The 20,893-nt window shown below is 42.8% G+C and carries 16 protein-coding genes; 7 read left to right on the top strand and 9 right to left on the bottom strand.

Features of this window, described 5'->3' with window-relative positions; translation table 11 throughout:
* Positions 1-392: 392 nt before the first annotated feature.
* Positions 393-1,214, top strand: a complete 822-nt coding sequence (locus tag EAH55_RS31215; protein WP_208644986.1) for a glycine-rich domain-containing protein — start codon at positions 393-395, stop codon at positions 1,212-1,214.
* An 8-nt stretch (positions 1,215-1,222) separates the two neighbouring features.
* On the opposite strand, the gene EAH55_RS30075 is transcribed toward EAH55_RS31215, so the two are convergent.
* From EAH55_RS30075 to EAH55_RS30065, 3 genes are all read right to left on the bottom strand, one after another.
* A complete protein-coding gene (locus EAH55_RS30075) occupies positions 1,223-1,525 on the bottom strand; it encodes a hypothetical protein (RefSeq protein ID WP_121812948.1) in 303 nt (100 codons plus the stop codon).
* A 4-nt stretch (positions 1,526-1,529) separates the two neighbouring features.
* Positions 1,530-2,246, bottom strand: coding sequence for a pirin family protein (locus EAH55_RS30070; RefSeq protein ID WP_121812947.1), 717 nt, complete (start codon positions 2,244-2,246; stop codon positions 1,530-1,532).
* 158 nt (positions 2,247-2,404) lie between these two features.
* A complete protein-coding gene (locus EAH55_RS30065; RefSeq protein ID WP_121812946.1) occupies positions 2,405-2,989 on the bottom strand; it encodes a Crp/Fnr family transcriptional regulator in 585 nt (194 codons plus the stop codon).
* A 284-nt stretch (positions 2,990-3,273) separates the two neighbouring features.
* Here EAH55_RS30065 and EAH55_RS30060 point away from each other — a divergent pair, with 284 nt between their 5' ends.
* Genes EAH55_RS30060 through EAH55_RS30040 form a run of 5 tightly spaced genes read left to right on the top strand, consistent with a single transcriptional unit; the run spans position 3,274 to position 8,639 of the window.
* A complete protein-coding gene (locus EAH55_RS30060) occupies positions 3,274-4,446 on the top strand; it encodes a glycoside hydrolase family 172 protein (RefSeq protein WP_121812945.1) in 1,173 nt (390 codons plus the stop codon).
* Positions 4,446-5,297 carry a fumarylacetoacetate hydrolase family protein gene (locus EAH55_RS30055; protein WP_121812944.1) on the top strand — a complete coding sequence of 284 codons (852 nt, stop codon included), beginning with the start codon at positions 4,446-4,448 and terminating at the stop codon, positions 5,295-5,297. Before EAH55_RS30060 ends, EAH55_RS30055 begins: the two co-directional genes overlap by 1 nt.
* Positions 5,298-5,302: 5 nt before the next feature.
* Complete coding sequence (locus EAH55_RS30050; protein ID WP_121812943.1) at positions 5,303-6,520, top strand: DUF6786 family protein; 1,218 nt, start codon at positions 5,303-5,305, stop codon at positions 6,518-6,520.
* Between the two features lie 33 nt (positions 6,521-6,553).
* Entirely contained in the window at positions 6,554-7,831 is a 1,278-nt protein-coding gene (fucP, locus tag EAH55_RS30045) for an L-fucose:H+ symporter permease (RefSeq protein ID WP_112575686.1), read from the top strand.
* A gap of 19 nt (positions 7,832-7,850) precedes the next feature.
* Positions 7,851-8,639: an SDR family oxidoreductase gene (locus EAH55_RS30040; RefSeq protein ID WP_121812942.1), complete on the top strand. Its 789-nt coding sequence runs from the start codon at positions 7,851-7,853 to the stop codon at positions 8,637-8,639.
* Positions 8,640-8,794: 155 nt separating this feature from the next.
* Here the strand turns inward: EAH55_RS30040 and EAH55_RS30035 are convergent, their stop codons facing one another.
* The 6 genes from EAH55_RS30035 to EAH55_RS30010 all read right to left on the bottom strand — a co-directional run bounded on the left by EAH55_RS30035 (position 8,795) and on the right by EAH55_RS30010 (position 17,388).
* A complete protein-coding gene (locus EAH55_RS30035; protein WP_114941613.1) occupies positions 8,795-9,574 on the bottom strand; it encodes a GLPGLI family protein in 780 nt (259 codons plus the stop codon).
* 6 nt (positions 9,575-9,580) lie between these two features.
* Positions 9,581-12,382 (bottom strand): outer membrane beta-barrel family protein, encoded by a 2,802-nt coding sequence (locus EAH55_RS30030; RefSeq protein ID WP_121812941.1) that lies wholly within the window; start codon positions 12,380-12,382, stop codon positions 9,581-9,583.
* A 342-nt stretch (positions 12,383-12,724) separates the two neighbouring features.
* Positions 12,725-13,942, bottom strand: coding sequence for an ABC transporter permease (locus EAH55_RS30025; protein ID WP_121812940.1), 1,218 nt, complete (start codon positions 13,940-13,942; stop codon positions 12,725-12,727).
* Between the two features lie 12 nt (positions 13,943-13,954).
* Positions 13,955-14,704, bottom strand: coding sequence for an ABC transporter ATP-binding protein (locus EAH55_RS30020; protein ID WP_121812939.1), 750 nt, complete (start codon positions 14,702-14,704; stop codon positions 13,955-13,957).
* On the bottom strand, positions 14,704-16,029 hold the full coding sequence (locus tag EAH55_RS30015; RefSeq protein ID WP_121812938.1) for an efflux RND transporter periplasmic adaptor subunit: 1,326 nt from the start codon (positions 16,027-16,029) through the stop codon (positions 14,704-14,706). The genes EAH55_RS30020 and EAH55_RS30015 overlap by 1 nt, the downstream gene beginning before the upstream one ends.
* Before the next feature lie 12 nt (positions 16,030-16,041).
* Complete coding sequence (locus EAH55_RS30010) at positions 16,042-17,388, bottom strand: TolC family protein (protein WP_121812937.1); 1,347 nt, start codon at positions 17,386-17,388, stop codon at positions 16,042-16,044.
* Positions 17,389-17,772: 384 nt separating this feature from the next.
* Here EAH55_RS30010 and EAH55_RS30000 point away from each other — a divergent pair, with 384 nt between their 5' ends.
* Positions 17,773-20,337: a Kelch repeat-containing protein gene (locus EAH55_RS30000; protein WP_121812935.1), complete on the top strand. Its 2,565-nt coding sequence runs from the start codon at positions 17,773-17,775 to the stop codon at positions 20,335-20,337.
* The last annotated feature ends 556 nt before the right edge of the window (positions 20,338-20,893 follow it).

The raw sequence follows: 20,893 nt of genomic DNA, 5'->3' as shown, positions 1-20,893 counted from the left end.
GCCAGAGCCGATGGTACTGCGGTAAAACGTGGGAGAGTAGGTCGGTGCCACCCTTTATCACCTTTAATGGTGCAACATTGCAAAAGCCTTAGCTAATCACTAAGGCTTTTTGCATTTAAAAGGCTGTTTTATCTACTACTAATACCTGTGACCAGCACAGTAACGTCCTAACCCGGCTACTCACTACTCACCAATCAACCACTCACCATCAACCCGCGTTAGGGATAGCAGCGGATACCGGCCCCGCGCCTAATGCCTGCAGGCGTATGAGCGCATAGCCCGGCCGAAGGAAACGCCCTGATAAAACCCAACCATTTACCACTCTCCAATCAACCACTCACCATTTATTTGTGAAAGTAATTTTCCTATCTTAGTGCATATACCTAAACAATATGCTTACAGCAGAACAAGCCGTACTTTGGCAAAAGATCCTCAATTTTCAATTGAATGATCCTGAAGCTGCTTTTAAATTTTCGGAGCGTTTGGCCCGTGAAAACGGTTGGAACCCCAATTATGCTCTCCGTGTTATATCCGAATATAAGAAGTTTATTTTCCTTTGTTGTATATCTGACAATGGTGTAACACCATCCGATGCTGTTGATCAGGCCTGGCATCTGCATCTAACCTTTACACGCTCATACTGGATTGATCTTTGTCGTGATACGCTTGGCCGGGAAATTCATCATAACCCTACAAAAGGAGGGGACAGTGAGGCTGTTAAATATGATGCTTGTTATACGGATACCAATAAACTATACACGGAGGTATTTCAACAATACCCTCCGCCTGATATTTGGCCTGAAAATAATGCCCGGTTCTCAGATATAGACTTTCAACGGGTTAACAAACGGCGTAATTGGGTAATTCGCAAGCCCAGGGCAAATAAGATATGGCCGGTACTTTTGATTTTTACTTTCGGTTTCGGCGTGATAGCGATGAAGTCGGGCGACGGGGGGATGTTTGTTTTATGCTTTTTAGCGTTTTTTATTGTTCTTCTGGTAGTTGTTTTTAAACGGGAGAGTTGGAACAAAAATGACGCAGGTGAAACTTCTGGTTGTAATACCGGAGGTTTTGGAGCTTACGGTGATCTGGATACAGGCCATCATGGCCACTCCGGGCATGGCTGCCATAGCGGTTGTAATAACCATAGTGGCTGTGGCGGGCATAGCGGATGCTCCGGATGTTCGTCATCAGGATGCAGCAGCGGACATTAATTAATTTATTATTTGTTTAACGCTTCAAATATTTCGGCACTAAGCAGCCCGCTACCTCCGCCAAAATGTTGCACTACCTTAATGTTGGGGTTTCTGTTATAAAAGTACTCGTTTAGTTTTCCTTCCGATCTTTCATCAACTCCACCGCCCATCAAAACCACTTTAAAGTCTTGCGTAGGGAACGCCGCAATGGCTTCCTCATCGCTGAGGCAGCCTGTTGCGTTCCAGTGAGGATTATTGTTCACGAGTCTTACTACAGTGGCCAGTATTTCGGGGTGCCGGCCAATTACCAGTATCTGTGTCTTTTCCATGATCTTAAAATTTCATTGGTACATCTATCAGTAAAAACTCAGCATCGGTACCGGCCTCAATGGTAAATTTATCAGTATCCCAAATGCCCAATGCATCGCGACTGCTCAATGTTTCGCTGTTGATAATTACCTCTCCGCTTAAAACAAAAGCATAAACACCGTTACCTTCTTTTTTGATGGTATATTCAGTCGTCAAACCTTTATCAAATTTCCCTAAATGAAACCATGCATCCTGGTGAATCCATACACCGGCGCCATCGGGATTGGCAGATAGTATCTGTTGCAGTTTATTATGCCTGTCTTCAAGATTTAACGAGATCTGATCATAACGCGGTTCAACATTGCGTTTGTTAGGATAGATCCAGATTTGTAGAAATTTAACTTCGCTGGTACGGTCAAAATTATATTCGCTATGGAAGATCCCGGTACCGGCACTCATAGCCTGGATATCACCGTTTTTAATAACAGCCACATTGTTCATGCTGTCTTTATGCTCCAGGTCACCTTCCAGCGGAATGGAGATAATTTCCATATTATCATGCGGGTGTTTGCCAAAGCCCATGCCCGGATCAACAGTATCGTCATTTAATACCCTTAAAGCACCAAAGTTCATTCGTTGAGGATTATAGTAACCTGCAAAACTGAATGATTGATAACTGTGCAGCCAACCATGGTCTGCATGGCCACGGGTATTAGCTTTATGTAAAATGGTTTGTGCCATGATGTGTTTCCTTTAAATTGTAACACAAATTTAAGGGGGGCATTGCCTGGCGGCACTTGATGTAGGTTAAGAAATTGGTGAGTGGTTGATTAGGTGAGTGGAGAATAGTTATTTATGGCGTATAAACCACTCTCTAATCAATCCAATCAACCATTCACCTACTTCTTCCTCACCATCACACTTTTCATCCGGCTGAAAAATTCTGGTGTTACACCAATGTATGATGCTATTTGCTTTTGGGGCAGATGATCGATCAAGGTGGGATAACGTTTGCAAAAGTTGTTATAGCGTTCTTCGGCAGTTAAGCTTAGGCTATCAATTAGTCGTTGTTGGCTGGCTACTAAGGAGTTTTCGGTCAGGATCCTGAAAAAATGTTCAAACTTAGGGATCTGTGTATATAGCTTTTCCTGGTTTGCCTTAGAAAGCAGAAGCACATCAGTGTCTTCCAATGCCTCGATGTTCTGGATTCCGGGCTTTTGCGAAATGAGGCTGTACATATCAGCAATCCACCAGTCGGCCGGGGCAAAACTCAGCACGTGTTCAATGCCGCTTTTATCAACCGTGTATCCCCGCAAGCAACCGGCTGTTACAAAAGCCGAATATTTACACACTTCACCGTAAGTGAGCAAAAATTGCTTGCGTTTTATTTTTTTCGGCTGTAAATAGGCAGTGAAAAGTTCCTGCTCTTCGCGGGTTAAGTGGATGTGTTTTTCGAGATTATTTAGTATCAGATCAAGCGGCATATGCAAAAATGTGTTTTATTTGGCTCATTACCGAAGATTGACCAATTAATCTATCCGGTTTTTTACAGGATGGGGCATGTATTTAATAAATTTTAAATTAGCTTTATCAACCGCCAAACAAGCCATGCCAAAATATGCGCATGTTATGCTTATAAAGCGGTATGGATAGCGAAAAATTATCAATATGATTGTGAATGGCTTTTTAAACGAGGCCTGAAGCATAAACAAATAAACCTGGAACGCATTACCAATTACTGCGTTAATTGATTTTAAAGATAAATTTTATGGTGAAAAATTATTTTTTAACGATCTGCCTGTGTGTTATTGTGGCTTCATTTGCTAACGCGCAACAAAAATTTAATGGGCTTGACGTTGGGCTCGGGAATCTTTACCGTACGTCTGATGCCAAAACAAGATCTATCAGTCCGGAAAATTTTACGGGTGAAAAAGGTAAAGGCGGCATGGCTACAACCGGAACCGGCGCCAATGCCTCGCGCGATTTGGGCCAAACCTGGAAAGTAAGTCCAAGCGTTATCATCAAAAAACATACAACATTTACTGTTGCCGAAATTAATGGTTCGGGAGCAATTCAGCATATCTGGATGACACCTACCGGTAACTGGCGCTATTCCATTATCCGTTTTTATTGGGATGACGAAACTACCCCATCGGTTGAGGTGCCGGTAGGCGATTTTTTTTGTATGGGCTGGGGTAAATATGCGCCGGTAACTTCATTGGCAGTGGCCGTAAACCCGGGCAGTGCCTTTAATTGCTATTGGCCTATGCCGTTCCGTAAAAAATGCCGTATCACCATGGAAAACATCGATGATGAGGATATGGTGCTCTATTACCAGGTTGATTATACGCTGACCGATGTACCTGAAGATGCAGGTTATTTCCATGCACAGTTTCGTCGCGTAAATCCATTGCCTTATAAAAAGGATTTTGTTTTAGTAGATAGCATTAAAGGAAAAGGACAGTACGTAGGTACTTATATCGCCTACGGCTCAAATAAAAATGGCTGGTGGGGCGAAGGTGAGATCAAGTTTTTTATGGATGGTGACACTAAATTTCCTACCATAAATGGTACAGGTACTGAGGATTATTTTTGCGGATCGTACGATTTCGACACCCGCCATAGAGATGCCGACGGTAAGGAAAAGCCGGGTACCGAATACACCGAGTTTTGCAGCCCTTACAGCGGTTTGCCACAGGTGATTCGGGGCGATGGGCACTATAATATAGCTCAACGTTTCGGCTTGTACCGCTGGCATATTGTTGACCCTATCCGCTTTGAAAAAAGTTTGAAAGTTACCATACAGGCGTTAGGCTGGCGGCATGATGGCCGTTATATGCCTTTGCAGGATGATATAGCCTCGACCGTGTTTTGGTATCAAACCGGTGAGCATGGCCCTTTCCCTAAATTTCCCTCAAAAGACGAATTGGAAGTAAACTGATGAAATTATATAAACTGGCAAAAGGCAGCTTACTGCAACATAACGGTTCATCATACATTATTGATGATGAATGGGACAAACTGATCAATCGCGATGATTTGGCCGCTTACCTGGTATCGGTTACTACCGATACTACAGCTTTAAGTACCGAAGTAGAGGCCGAACATTTAAATGGCAACATATTACCGCCGATAGGCAGCCAGGAAGTATGGGCGGCCGGTGTCACTTATTTACGCAGTCGTGATGCGCGGATGGAAGAATCAGAAACAGGTGCAAGTTTGTATGATAAGGTTTATGACGCGCCCCGGCCCGAGCTATTTTTCAAAGCGCTTGCACATCGGGTATCCGGTCATAATGGCGAAGTTTATATCCGCAAAGATTCGGAATGGAATGTACCTGAACCTGAGCTTACGCTGTTTGTAAACAGTAATGGCAATATTCAGGGATACACCATTGGCAATGATATGAGTTCGCGGAGTATTGAGGGCGAAAATGCCTTGTACTTGCCGCAAGCCAAAGTATACGAAAAAAGTGCGGCTCTTGGGCCTTGTTTATATGTTACTTCATCTCCTATTCCTGGTGAAACCGTGATCAGTATGAACATCAGGCGTGCTGGTGAGCTTGTTTTTGAAGATGAAACCACGGTATCTCGTATTAAGCGTTCATTTACTGAGCTTACCGGCTATTTATACAGTGAATGTGATTTTCCTTACGGATGCTTTTTAATGACAGGCACCTGCCTGGTACCACCGCCAAGCTTTACTTTACAGGCCGGTGATGTGGTAGAGATCAGCATTGACCACATAGGCACAATGGTAAATGTGATTGGTTTAAACCCTAAACATAAATAAGCGGTATGGTGCAGCTTTTAAAAAAGTCATCATTAGTTTTGCTGCTCGGCGGTTTGGCTGCATGTACTATGCGCAACCCTCAACTACCTATGAAAGGAACTTTTGGATCTGATCTTGATTTTTTAAAGGCCAAGGATAGTGTTATCGTTTTAAAAGATAATAGTGGTTTGGGGCAGGTTATTGTCTCGCCTAAATATCAGGCAAAGGTTTTTACTTCGACTGCTGACGGTTTAAATGGGAAAAGTTTTGGCTGGATCAAGTATGAAACGTTCGACCTGAAGCAGCCCGATCTGCACATGAATGCTTTTGGTGGAGAAGACCGTCTGTGGCTCGGGCCGGAAGGAGGGCTGTTTTCGCTGTTTTTTAAGCCGGGCACCAAAATGGAATTCGACAACTGGCATACACCTGCTGCTGTTGATAATGAAAGCTGGGAGCTTATTTCATCTTCGGATAAAAAGGTATCGATGAGCAAAAGCACACATCTGCAAAATTACGCCGGTACCGAATTATCAATAAAGCTGGAGCGGGATGTTGAGATCGTGGAGCCCAAAGCAATACAGCAGCTATTAGGTATTGATGCCGATACATCTGTAAAATCGGTTGGCTTTAACACTGTAAATTCCATCATTAATGCAGGGGATAAAGCCTGGGACAAAACAACAGGTGCACCTTGTTTGTGGAATTTAGATATGTTTACCCCTTCGCCAAAAGTGGTGATCGTAGTTCCGTACGATGAAAATGCTGCGGGTAAAGTTGCTACAACCAATTATTTCGGTGAGATTCCGAAAGACAGGATCACGTATAAAAACGGAATACTATTGTTTAAGGCTGATGGCAAAAGCCGGGGCAAGCTGGGTATTCCACCTCATCGGGCAAAAAATATGGCCGGTAGCTACGATGCGGAGAATGATGTTTTAACAATAACTATGTTTGATGTGGATAGCACTGCATCGTACTTAAACCAGGAGTGGAAGACGGATACCGCACCTTACAGTGGCGACGCGGTAAATGCCTATAACGATGGCCCACTGGCTGATGGTAAACAAATGGGGCCGTTTTACGAAATAGAAAGTGTATCACCTGCCGCTTTCCTGAAACCGGGCGAAAAGCTAATACATAAACACAGCGTATTCCATTTTACAGGTGATAAAGCCGCATTAAATAAAATAGCATTAAAAACGCTGGGGATTTCCTTAGATGACATCTCGGCAGCATTTAAATAACAGATCAATATATAACCAACCAATAAATACTCAATGTCAAAAAACAAAGCCCTGTTCGCAGTAGCATTAATTACCTCCCTGTTCTTTATCTGGGGATTTGCACTCAATCTTAATCCGATACTTATTCCACACTTAAAAAAAGCCTGTCAGCTTAATGATTTTCAATCGTCACTAATCGATTCGGCATCTTATATTGCTTATTTTCTGTTGCCAATTCCTGCAGCACAGTTTATGAAGAAATACGGCTATAAAGGCGGGATCCTTTTAGGTCTTGTGCTGTTTGCCACCGGCGCATTTTTGTTTTATCCGGCCGCCGCTGTACGCAACTACGCATTTTTCCTCGGTGCATTGTTCGTGGTATTTTCGGGTGCGGCTTTTTTAGAAACAGCTGCAAACCCATACATTACTGTATTGGGTGATCCAGCCGGAGCGACAACCCGTATCAACTTTTCGCAATCATTTAACGGACTGGCCGCAACGCTTGCTCCTTACCTGGGCGGTTTGTTCATATTGTCGGGCAAAAATTTAACTGAAGCCGAAACAAAAAGCATGTCGGCAACAGAATTGAACAATTACTTAAATAAAGAAGCATCATCTGTACAGCTACCTTTTATAATAATAGGTATAGTTGTATTGGTGGTTGCATTCTTGATCTATAAAACCACTTTCCCGCCAATTGTTGAAGAAACAAGCCATGAGTTGGAGGACGATAAGCGTTCGCTGATGACCAGGATTGGTGAACTGTTGAAAGAAAAACAATTGATGCAGGGTGTATTGGGAGAATTTTTTTACGTAGGTGCACAATCATGTATCAGCAGCTTTTTTATCCGCTTTTCAGAAAAGGTAGCAGGTTTTGCTGAAAAACCGGCATCTTTCTATTTATCGATGGCTTTGCTGAGCTTTATGATTGGTCGTTTATTAGGCACAGCACTTATGCTGATTATTAACCCGGTTAAGCTGTTGATCACTTATGCAATTATCAATGTTGCATTATTGTTTGTGGCCGTATCTGTACACGGTGCTTTGGCGGTATACGCTTTAATGGGCGTGTTCTTCTTTATGTCCATCATGTTCCCTACTATATTCTCGCTTAGTATCCGCGGCCTTGGTGCTAAAACCAAATTAGGTTCATCACTGGTGATCATGGGGATTGTTGGTGGCGCTATCTTCCCGCCAATTATGGGTCGTATTTCTGATTTAACCAACATTCAAACATCTTATTTGGTACCTGTGGTTTGCTTTGTGTACATAGGTTATTTTGCGATAATAAACCTTAAAGTAAAAAAAGTGGAGATGGTTACAGCTCATTAATATATCTATCATAAATAAAATGAATTTACAACTTACAGATAAGGTAATTATAGTTACCGGCGGCGCCAAAGGCATAGGCGAGGGCATAGTGAAGGTGTTGGCAGCTGAAGGTGCTATTCCTGTTGTTTTAGGTCGTAACGAGGCTGATAACTTGAAAACAGTTGAAGCTGTTAAAGCGGCAGGGCACAAAGCCCACCAGGTTGTTGCAGAGTTGACAGAACCCAGCGCTTGCGAAAAAGCGGTAAAAGAGGTTGTAGCCAAATTTGGCCGTATTGACGGTTTGGTGAACAATGCGGGTGTAAACGATGGTGTTGGTTTGGAAAGCGGCGATTACGAAGGGTTCATGGCATCGTTACATAAAAACGTGGTGCATTATTACCTGATGGCACACCATGCCCTGCCCGAACTAAAAAAATCAAAGGGCGCTATCCTGAACATTACTTCAAAAACTGCTGATACCGGTCAGGGTAATACTTCGGGTTATGCAGCATCAAACGGTGGGCGTAACGCGCTTACACGCGAATGGGCTGTAGAGCTTTTAAAATATGGTATCCGCGTAAACGCGCTGGTAGTAGCCGAATGCTGGACGCCGCTATATGCTAACTGGATTAAAACCCTGCCCGATCCGGAAGCTAAGTTAAAAGAGATTGAATCAAAAATTCCGTTGGGTAACCGTATGACCACTGCCGAAGAAATTGCCAATACCGTAGCGTTTTTATTATCGCCGGCATCAAGCCATACTACCGGTCAGTTAATTTATGTTGATGGCGGTTATGTGCATTTAGATAGGGCGCTGGCTAACGCGTAAGGAATTAAATAATCATCGAATTGATCCCCCGTTGACCGTGTCCTCACGGTCAACTTGTTTATAAAAAAAAGCGTCCGTGAGGACACGAACGCCGGGTATGATTTAGAAGACTTACGAAGTTTTTAAAACTTCGTAAGTCTGATTTCTGCAATTTCCTACAACGAAAACCCTTTTAAATACTGCTTCGCATAAGTTTCGCCCCAGTCTTTCATGGCGTTTTGCAGTACAGTAAGAAAGCTTTTATTATTTCCAGCTTTCCCTTTTTTGGGTGCCATGAGCGATTTTTCGTCTACCGGTTGTTCGGTAACTTTGGTGGCAAACCAGGTAATGTTTTCATGCGGTAAGGCTACGCCTAATATCATGCCGGGTAAACCATTAAATGATTCCGGCCCGCCGGAAACAGGGATTTCATCGGTATAAAAAGCTACTACATAAATAGAATCAAGTATGAGCCCGTTTGCCCGGCGGCAGTTATAGCCTGCAATCTCCCGGCTTTCGCCGGTAAGTTTCCATTTAATATGCCTTGTGGTATCCTTTACCAGGAAAGTTTCTTCAAATACCTTTTTTTGGCTGGTGCTTATTCCTGTATTATAGTCGGTGAATATGGTATTATTCTGCACGGCCATTGGCAGCTCATCGCCAAAATTGTTGGGCGTGTATTCCGGCTCTATAGGGGTAAACAACGTTTGATTATTGCCAAATTTTAAGGTGCTTTTCAAAACCTTAAACTGTGGTTTGTTTTTCTTGTATTGATCAAACATGGGTTGGTACCAACTTTCATTATCCTTATTGATCAGTTTTTGTAGCATGGCCCACATGTTTGATGATTTATCATATTCAATGGTACCGTGAAAAGTGAAGTGCTTATTGCCCTGTGCCCGCAGCAGGCTTGCGCTTAATAATAGTATGGTTGTTAAGGTTAAAATCTTTTTCATGATAGGTTATTTTTTAGGTGCTCCGCCGCCAACTTTGTTAAAATCCCAGGTTAGTGAAAACATAAAGTATCTCCTAATGGTGGTATAACGCTCCTGGGTAAGTACATTGGCCGATCCAGTACGGTTATAACCGGTATTTTGGTTTAGCAGGTCATTACCCGTAACAGAGGCTTTTAAAGCATCTTTAAAGAATGTTCTTGAAATGTTCGCGTTCCACAAAAATCTCCTGAAATCCTGCGGGAATGATTTTGTTGGCGCGTTATAAGTGTAGTTACCGTCCGAGCCAATCTGGAATTTCCCCGGCAGATAGATATTGAATCCTCCGTTGGCATTAAAGCCGCGACCGTTATTGTTCAGGATGGTGTTAAGCGATGACGAGTTAATAGTATAAGTAGGCCCTGCTGATACCCATGCGTCATACTTCTTTTCCTTATATTTAGATAGCCTGACGCTGCCCGAATAGCTATATGATTTGGTTTCGTTCAGTACATCGTTAGACATATTGTAATAGGTATTACCATTGGCATAAACCTCCAGGCCTGCATTAATTCCTATTCCCGGAATCTTCCTTTCAAAATAAGTATTCACCCAGAAATTGTTTGTCGATTTATTTTTTAGGTTTGATGATTTATAGGTGCTGATACCGGTTGTAGTATCGCGCATAACATTGCTAACGATAGGGTTGCTGGTAGTTGAGTATGATCCGCTGATCCAGATATATTGATTACTGATCACCTTGTACGAGTTATAGCTGATGTTATACCTGTTGGTGAAAGACGGCTTTAAATCGGCGTTACCCTCCTGTATATTCAGCGGGTCGGTGTTTATTCTCACCGGCTGAATTTGATCGATATTAGGTTGGGTGGTATTACCATTATAGCTTACACGGATGCTTGATTGCTTGGAAAACTTGTACTGGAAGGAAGCCTGCGGATACCAGTTAGTAAAATTGCGCACCAGGTCAGCGATTCGTCCAAACTCATCAACCTGTTTAAACTTTACGCCGGCTACCTTAGTGCCAAAGTTAAACGAGTATTTTTGCTTTTGCATATTAAATACCGCGCCTCCCTGGTTTGAAAGCTGGTTGAGTTTATAGTCGCTGCTGTAAACGCTGTCTAAAGCGGTGTAAATAGCAGCCGAGCTAACCGGTTTGTTAAACGTGCGCCTGTCGGCGGTGGCATTATTAACCGCTAAGGCATAGCTCAGGGCAAGGGTGAAATCCTTGGCCAATGGTTCGGTATAGGTGATGTTGGTATTGATATTGGTGCTTTTGGTTTTATTTACCTTGTACTGATCAATGGTGTCTTTGTTTACATAGGTACCAACAGAATCATAGAATTGGGTGTTTGACTTTAAGAAACCTTTGGAGTCACTTTCGTTATAAGCAGTTCTGAAGTTTACCGAAAGTGTACGGCTTTTTTTCTTGAATTTTTTGGTGTAGAAAGCATTCGCGTTAAATACTTTGCCATCAACATTGGCGCTGTTTTCACGATCATTGCTGTTGATCAGGCTGCCATCTAAACGGCGGGTTTGTGTAGCGAAATTGCTTCGGGTATTACTGTTTTTTAATGTTCCGTCGGCGGTAATCTTCAGGTTCTGCATCGAATCGATCTTTACCTGGTAATTTACATCCAGCTTTTGGCGAAACATGTAATTATGATTGTTTTGGTCGCTGTTAACATTTGATATGTTACCCGGGAAGTTGTTTTGCTGCTGGGTGTTCTTGGTACCGTCAACAGTAAGCGAACCTATTTTATAGTTGGTGTTTATCGATTCCTTATCATTATTCCATTTAGTATCATAATGTGCGCCACCGGTACGGGCTACAGGTTTACCTTCGCCATTGTACCTGCCATCGAAGCTATCAAGGTCATCACCACCGCCGAAGATATAGAAGCCGCCGTCGTCGCCAAACTCCATGCCGCCACCGCCGCCGTACTTGTTATTGTCTTCCCAGCCTAAACCTGTTTTACCGGTATTGCCAAGCGTGCCGTACACCGAAAACTTCTGTTTGCCTTTAAAGCGGTTAAATAAGGCCTGTCCCTGGTAATAACCATCGGTGCCTATACCGCCGTCAAGTTTGCCGAAGTAGCCGTTCTTTTTATCTTCTTTAAGTTTAATGTTAATGGTTTTATCTTTCACGCCATCATCAATGCCGGTAAATGCGGCCTGGTCGCTTTTTTTATCATAAAGCTGTACCTTATCCACCATATCGGCACGAAGGTTTTTGGTAACAAGGGTAGGGTCATCCCCAAAAAATTCCTCGCCGTCAACCAATACTTTTTTTACAGTTTGGCCTTGCGCGGTGATTTTACCGTCTTTGTCTACCTCGATACCTGGTAATTGTTTCAGTAAATCTTCGACTTTTGAGTTAGGTTGGATATTGTAAGCAGCCGGGTTAAACTCGGTAGTATCTCCCTTAATTTTGATAGCCGCGGCTTTGCCTTTTACAATTACTTCTTGTAAAAGCCTTTCTTTAAGCAGCATGCTGATACGACCGAAATTGTGAGTAGTGTGTGCCGAATCCAAAGCGAAACGTTCAACAAAGTCGGCATACCCGGGATAGGTAGCCACCAAAATAAACTTGCCTTTGTTAAGATTGTTGATGGTAAATGTACCATCGTCCTTAATGCGGGTAAATTTTTGCAGGATAGAATCTTTGGCTGTGATTACGCTTACGCTGGCGTTAATAAGGTTTGTGTTAGCTACTGTGTCGGCCACTTTTCCTTTAATACTATAACCGGTTTGGGCAAAGGAGGTATTAAAACCCAGGCAAAGCAGGAGTACTCCAATAAATGTGATTTTCATAAGGTTCGTTATGAAAGCCAAAATATAACTAAATGGTTAGTTATGCAAGCGATTTAACATTTTATACTGTAGATTTAACATTTCATCGCTGAAATTTAACATTTGGTCGTGGATGGAAGTGTTAAATTTTATTTAGCGAAGTACTTGCATGGTGTAGACCGGCCGGAGGCCGGGAAATAGTTGCTACTCGCGAGGACGCGAGCGGCTGCGTTAGGCATATAACGTTATGTCATTGCGAGGAGGAACGACGAAGCAATCTCGTAGCTATGCATATCGGACACGCATTGGCTACGAGATTGCCGCGCTTCGCTCGCAATGACATGATTGAGAGTGCGATTAAGCCTATTCATACCGCAACGCCTCAATAGGATCCAACCTTGCTGCTTTCTGTGCCGGGTAATACCCAAAGAAAATCCCCGTAATGGCACAAACCACAAACGACAGCAGCACCGATGATTCAGATACGATAGTTGGCCATGATAAGGTGAGCGTAACCAGGTTTGATGATACAATACCAAGCACCACGCCAATAATACCGCCTGTAATACTGATCAGGATAGCTTCCATTAAAAATTGGAGCATAATATCTTTTCCGCGAGCACCGATAGACATGCGCAGACCTATCTCGCGGGTGCGCTCCGTTACCGAAACATACATGATGTTCATGATACCTATACCGCCTATCACCAGCGAAATGCCCGCGATTACCGTAAGTAATACTGTGAGCAGGCCGCTGGTTGAACTCAAGGTATTGATTAGCTCGGCCTGGGTACGAACGGTAAAATCATTATCCTCACTGTCGCGTAAACGGTGCGAATCGCGGAGTATCTGCGTCATTTCGGATACGGCTGCATCGGTTACCTGCTCACTGGCGGCCGAGGCATAGATATTTTGGTAATAGATAGTAGCCAGGATCCTTTTTTGAATAGTGGTATAAGGCGCTATCAAGATATCATCCTGATCCTGCCCGAAGGCGTTTTGCCCTTTAGGGTTAAGAATGCCAATGATCTGGAAAGGGATTTTATTAAAGCGGATCACTTTTCCTATCGGGTTTTCGCCGTTGGGGAATAAATTATCGATCACTGTCTGCCCGATCAAACAAACTTTGGCTGAAGTTAAAATGTCATCTTCCGTAAAAGCTATACCATCCTTCAGGCTTAGTTTACGGATATCTAAATAATCCGGACTAACACCCTGAATAGTTGTAGGCCAGTTTAATGCGCCGTTGATGGCCTGTCCTTTTGACGTTATTGATGGAGATAGCTCGGTGATATACTGAGCCTTTTTTAAGGCCACGATATCTTTTTGAGTAAGGGTTTGAAAGCTTGATCCGGCTATCCTCACACCGCCGTTAAGGTTACTGCTTGGCAACACGGTGATCATATTAGAGCCCATGCTGGATAGCTGGTCGTGGATACTTTGTTTTGACCCCTGCCCGATAGCTACCATCGCTATTACGGAGGCTACACCGATGATGATCCCGAGCATGGTTAAAAAGGCCCTCAGCTTGTTGCGTTGCAGGGCTTTGTAAGCTATCCGTATCAGGTTAAAAAAATTCATAGCTGCTTCGCTTTAATAATCATCGGTAATAGGTAAGCCCGCAAGTACTTCTTTTGCCGAACGCTGATCGGTATTTCGGGTGTCCTTCTGGATCCTGCCATCACGTAATTGAATGGTACGGCTGCTGAACGAGGCAATGTCCGGCTCGTGCGTTACAAACACAATGGTTTTTCCCTGCTGCGAATTCAATTCCTGCATTAACGACATAATTTCGTACGATGTACGGCTGTCCAGGTTACCAGTAGCTTCATCGGCCAGGATCATTACAGGTTCGTTCACCAGTGCCCTTGCAATGGCTACACGCTGCTGCTGCCCGCCCGAAAGCTGGCTTGGGGTATGATCCAGGCGCTCGGCCAGTTTTACGGCTTCCAGCGCGTGGATGGCTCTGTCGCGGCGTTCACTTACGCTGATCTCCCTGTTATATAAAAGTGGCAGCTCCACATTTTCTAATGCCGATGTACGGGGCAGCAGGTTATAGGCTTGGAAAACGAACCCTATTTTGCGGTTGCGTAATTGTGCCAGCTCATCGCGCGAGAGTTTTTTTACATCTACGCCATCCAAAAAATAATCACCAATAGAGGGTTTGTCCAAACAGCCTAAAATATTAAGCAGGGTGGTTTTGCCGCTGCCGCTGCTGCCCATGATGGTTACAAATTCACCAGCTTCTACTTCAAAAGAAATTCCTTTAAGCGCACGAACGGTTTCGCTGCCCATCTGAAACTCGCGTTTCAGTTCGCGTATATCTAAAATCTTTTTGCTCATTACCGGCGTCCTCCCCCTCCGCCACGCGGTCTTTGCGGCATAAACGGACTTGCCCCCGGTTTAGCTGCTGCTGTTGATGAACCGGATGATCCGCCGGTAACACCAGTGATTACAGCGTCATCAGCTGTTAAGCCCGAAAGCACTTCAACCTGGGTATTATCATTCAAACCGGTCTGGATTTTTTTGCGGACTATCTTTTTACCCTGCAATACCCACACTATGGCCGTTTGTTTATTTACGCCACTGCTATCCTTGCGGCTTTTGGCAGTATGCAATGCCTGAGAATTATCATTGGCACCTCCGTTTCCGCCGCTTCCTGATGAAGCATTTCCACCTTGTCCGCCACTTCTTTTCTTGTTCCCTTTATGTCCTACTTTACCTACTATCTCATAATCTTTCATTAATGCCGAATCGGGAGTAAAGCTCAATGCTTTGGCCGGGATCAGCAGGGCATTATTCACCTCCTTGGTATAAATGATGATGCTTGCCGTCATGCCGGGTTTCAGTTTCATATCGTCATTAGGAGCATTGATAATGGTGGTGTAAGTAACCACGTTTGACGATACCGATGGGTGCAGCCTGATATCTTCTACGGTACCGGCAAACTGGTCGTTAATAAAAGCATCTACCGTAAATGAAGCACGGTCGCCCGATTTTACATCACCGATGTCAGCTTCATCAACATTAGCTTCAACTTCCATTTTGGTGATATCTTTTGCCAGCACAAAAAGCGTTGGCGTACTAAAGCTTGCTGCAACAGTTTGGCCTACGCTTACATTTCGGTTAAGCACTACACCATCAATGGGCGAATAAATATCAGCATATGATAAATTCTTTTCTGCCGAACGCACCTGCGCTTCAGCGCTTTTAACCTGGGCTTTTGCCGCGTTCAACGTATTAAGGGCTGTATCATAATCGGCCTTGCTAATAGCATCTGTTTTAAATAATAAGTTTTGCCTGCCGAAATTATTTTGTGCAAATACCAGCTGACTTTGGGCATTAAGCAACGTTCCCCTTGCCTGGTCAAGCGTGGCCTGTAACAGCGATTTATCAAGCTCGGCAATAAGCTGGCCTTTCTTCACTTTCGAATTGAAATCGGCATAAACATATTTAATAATGCCCGATACCTGGGTACCTACTGTTACAGTATCAACCGGCTCAATGCGGCCTGTGGCGGTTACACTTTGGGCTATATAACCTTTAGCCGGCTTTTGAGTTTGCAGCACAACAGGCTCCTCTTTTTTCCTGATGAACAGGAACCAGATGAGCACCAGTGCCACCACTATGCCTGCAATAATGAGTATATTTTTATAACTGCTTTTCATGATAAACCGGTATTATAATGTAATAGGTACTCCCCTGTAAAAGTCATAGATTTTTAATGTGAGCAGGGCGTTATATTTGGCCTGCACAAATGATTGCTGCGCCTGTACAAACAGGTTTTTCTGCAACAAAAAGTCGACGGTATTGGCTACGCCAACTTTAAGTTGTTCGCTGGCAATACGGTAGCTTTCCTTGCTGAATTTATATTCTTCGGCAGCGGCACTAAACTGGCTGCGCGCGTTTTGTACATTGATGTAAGCCCGCTCAACAGTTTGCGAAAGTGTGATCTTGGTGTTTTTCAGATCAAGTTGCGATTGCTTGACGTTGATCCTGGCTTCTTCAACCTGAGTTTTAACAACCCTTTTGGTGAATATGGGTATGGATAGATTGACCCCAAGTTGCTGATAAAAGTTATTATTGATCTGGTTGCCGAATGAAACACCTTGTCCGTTGGCATACCCCGTATTAAGTGAAGCACCGGCAGTAAGTGTGGGTTTATAACCTGCTTTGGCTTTATCTACGTCAAATTGTGCAATTTTAACACCTAACTCACCATTTTTAACCTCGGGACGATTTTGCAGGGCTGTTTGCTCGGCTTCAGGGAAGGAGGATACACTATCAATAGGTGCCATCACTGTATCGGGCTTCATAATATCAAAACTCAGATCGGTTGGCAGTACCAGTAATTGTTTCAGGGTAAGCAGATCATTACGGACGGCGTTTTGTGAATTAACCAATGTGTATTGATCAGTTGCTTGTTGTGCCTGTAACTGGATCAGGTCCTTACGGGCTACGCTGCCCACGTTATACCGTTGTTGCTGTAATTTAACCTGCGCCTGAGTGGTACTGAGCAGATCGGTGTTATAAATAACAGATTCCTTATCCAGCAGTACGGTAAGATAAGCCTGGGTTATCTGCAGTACTATATCATTTTCCTGCTGGAGAATACTCAGGTTAGCCGATTGTACCTGCAGGTTTTTTTGAGAAATGTTATTATTAATATAACTGCCGTTGTACAGCGTTACGTTGGAACTTAAGCCATACGAGCCGGAAACGTTGTAACCCGAATGCCTGCCGTTATCGCCATTGCTGAAATTATTGCCGTGCGCAAAGGTTTGTGACCCCGTAGCCGAAAGATCGGGCAGGCGGGCGGCTTTGGCCAGTAAATACTCCTGCTGACTGGTTTGCTGCGAAAGACGCAACGAGTTGATCTGGATGTTGTTCTTTTTGGCATAGTCGATACACTTAGCCAGGTCCCATTTAAGTGATTGCCCAACCAGCGTGCTATCCTGCGCGCGGAGCTGCGAACTGACTGCGAGCAAAAAAAAGAACGTTATGATATGTTTTACTTTCAATGGCATAGTTTTAAAATTATACCTGTAGCGGCTAATACCTGCTCATTTTGCAAGTAAGAATATCGCCTTTGGGCAAAATGTTTTAGTATGACTACGCTTACACCCGTAAGTAATGTATTATTTTTATTACTGTAAGTGGCTGATAAGTAGGTTTGTAACCAATAAAGCGCCTTTGAGCGTATTTGAAGCGGGTTTAGTGTGGTTATGTAAAAAGTTTTTTACGGTAGATAAAAAAAGAGTTTCGGGGGCTGATAAAATGAATGCCGGTACAATAAGTCATAGTCGAAATGATGAAAATCTACATCGCCCGATACCCAAAAAATCTATATTTTAGCACATTATTCTAACCTACAGCGCTGCCCGATCAGCGAGTTTAAACATGTATTGTAAATGATAAAAAAAAGTAAGGTTTTAATGCTTTCCAAAAGGGCATATAAGCTTGTATTGCTTTTTGTTTTACTGCTGCCCGCGATGAAAGGCATGGGGCAGGGTTTACAATTCGGTTCAAACGATAGCCTGATGAGCAAACGCACCTCGTACCAGGTTTTTAAAGAAGATTTACCTACTTTTCATGATCGTTTGGTTATCGGGTTTGACCTTTCATTATGGGATAACCAGCATCTTGGCTATATTTTAAATTTAACCGACGATAAGGGCAACTCGTATAGTTTGAGTGCTATTTACGATCAGGGCTCGTTCCTTAATTTTAATATTGACAGCCGGAGTAATAAGCTCAACATTCCGCTTGCCAATGCGCTGCTGAAAAGGCGTAAATGGTTTAAGGTTATTGTTGATCTTGATTTGAAAGGCGATAAGGTAGGAATCTCGGTAAACGGGAAATGGTACCGGGCCAATGAACTGGGTTTTACCGGTAAAATAAAGGCTAAGATCACGTTTGGTAAAAACGAGCATTATTCAGATGTGCCTAATATGGCCATTAAAAACCTGGTTGTTAGCAATGATGATAAAACCTATACTTTTCCGCTTAATGAATGGGCCGGGAATGATGTTTTTAACAGCGATGGCGACAACTTGGGCTATGTGGATAACCCCGCCTGGCTTATCAACGAATCCTATTATTGGAAGCAAAAGTTTGTACACATTTTTAATGAGGTGGCTGGTATCAACTTTAATGAAAAAAATGAGCAGTTCTTTATTTTCAAAAGTGATTCGCTCATGTTTTATGATGTTGAACGCGATGCGGTCTGGTCTAAACCGTTTAAAAATAAGCTGGAAGTGCCGTTGCATTTGGGCAAGAGTATCATAAACCCTAAGGAGAATAAATGTTATCTGTATGAAGTACTCCGTGCTTCGCAACCGGCGCCGAGTATTGCATCCTTCAACCTTGATAGCCTTAACTGGGATTACTATGGTAAATCTACCATAATGGAACAAAGGCACCACCACAACATTTTTTACGATAAAGATTTCAATAACTTTTACCTGTTTGGTGGCTATGGGTCTTTCAAATACTATAATAACTTTTTCGAATACGATAAGGTAACCGATAACTGGCAAAAACAAAGCTTTACCGGCGATGTAATTAATCCCCGGTTTTTCTCAGCGTCGAGTGCTGCCGATCAAAATAATGCTGTTTATATCTTCGGTGGATATGGTAATCAGTCAGGTAACCAGGTAGTAGGAGGGATGCATTATTATGACCTGTACAGGGTAAATCTTGCCAATCATACCATTAAAAAATTATGGGAGATCAAGCCCGATGAAGAAGCATTTGTACCGGCTAATAATCTCATTGTTTCAAAAGATAAGCAGTTTCTTTACGTGCTGTGCTATCCGCACGAGCGGCCAAAAACAAGTTTGCGCCTGTATAAATTTTCAATAAAAGATGGTTCATACCAGGTGGTAAGCGGCACTATTCCAGTGGTATCTGAACGTATTGAAACAGATCATAACCTGTTTTACAACGCTAAACAGGATGTGTTTTATTGTACAACGCAAGAGTTTGAAACCCCATCCCGGTCAACCATAAAAATATTCGCGCTTACTGCACCACCTGTAAGCCAGGCCGAGTTTGCAGCCGCACATCAGCCTAAAAGTAAATCTTTTACTTTGTACAGGGTACTGGGTGGAGCATCTGCATTGATTTTACTGGGTGGTGTTGTGGCGTTTTTCCTAAGGAGGAAAAAGGCCGATGATGAATCTGCACCTGCAGCTCCGGAAGAAAGTATTGTTGAAGAAGTTAGCGAAGTAGTTGTAGATAATAAAGCCAACGCGGTTTACCTGTTAGGCGAGTTCACCGTATTTGATAAGAATAAGCGGGATATTACTTACCTGTTTAGCCCTAAGATTAAACAGTTGTTCATCCTCATTCTGTTAAACAGCCGAGAAAAAAATGGGGTTGTATCTAAAAAGATCTCGACTACACTTTGGCCTGATAAAGATGTGGTTAAAACCAAAAATATCCGTGGCGTAACCATCAATCACCTGCGTAATATCCTCTCGGATATTGAGGGGCTTGAGCTCGCGTTTTTGAACGATACCTATAGTTTTATTATTACAGAAGGTTTTTACTGCGACTACTTTGTAGTAAGAGATGCACTCAAACAAACTAATAACGTTGAACCGGCCGTGTTTAATCATTTTGATTTGGTTTCCCGCGGCGGGCTGCTACAGCATATCCTGGAAATATGGCTTGATGACTTTAAACAGGATTACGAAGAAGCGCTGATGCCTGTTATTTTGCCGGTGATTAAAAAGGTTTATGATGCCCAGGATTATAAGAAAGCGTTAGAAATTTCGCGTGTTGTGTTAAGTATCGATCCATTTAACGATATCGGCATTAAGTTTAAACTCAAAGCCCTGCGCCGAACTAAGGGTATTGAACATGCCCGGAAAATATACGAAGAGTTTAGTGCCGAATATGAAAAATCATTAGGTGAAGAATACCCTGTTCCTTTCGAAAAGATTTGCTCCAATAAGTCAGACCAACGTTAATAATAAAAATTAATGAGCCTGATAACTAAGAGGTTTTTATAAAAGATGAATGTTTTATGAATAAATTCTACTAAGTATATAGATTTAATAGAATATTTATATATTTGCAACAGATTAGTTTGCAAATGGGGTTCATTTTTAAACTAAATGGCAGGTGCTGGCCGGCAGCAAACGGATGGTTCGACTCCACCCCTGCATCTCTTCTCCTCTCATGATTTATGTTTTATAATTGGTTAGCAAAAAGAGTCTTCCTGCCCATCAGGAACTCTTTTGCCTTTTTGGAGAAGTTTCTATATAATAATTGTCATTTTGAACGAGGAAAGAGGAGAAATCTTATACCATATGTAGGCGAACTAATTAGGTTGGATTTTCATGGCGTATAAGATTTCTCTTTCGCCCCATGTTTATGCCCTCGCTTGCTCAATTGAAATGACAATTTCTGATGAGAAGAGATGAAATCTGTCACAATGCAAATTTTAACCAAAGTGTCTGCCAAATCATACTTTTCCGGATAAAATACTTATTAAAAAAATTTAAAAAGTTCTTTTAATTCAAA

The sequence above is a fragment of the Mucilaginibacter kameinonensis genome (assembly GCF_003675385.1).
Taxonomy (GTDB): Bacteria; Bacteroidota; Bacteroidia; order Sphingobacteriales; family Sphingobacteriaceae; genus Mucilaginibacter; species Mucilaginibacter kameinonensis.
The sequence above is the reverse complement of the archived record's forward strand: the minus strand, read 5'-3'. Positions and strand labels throughout refer to the sequence as shown.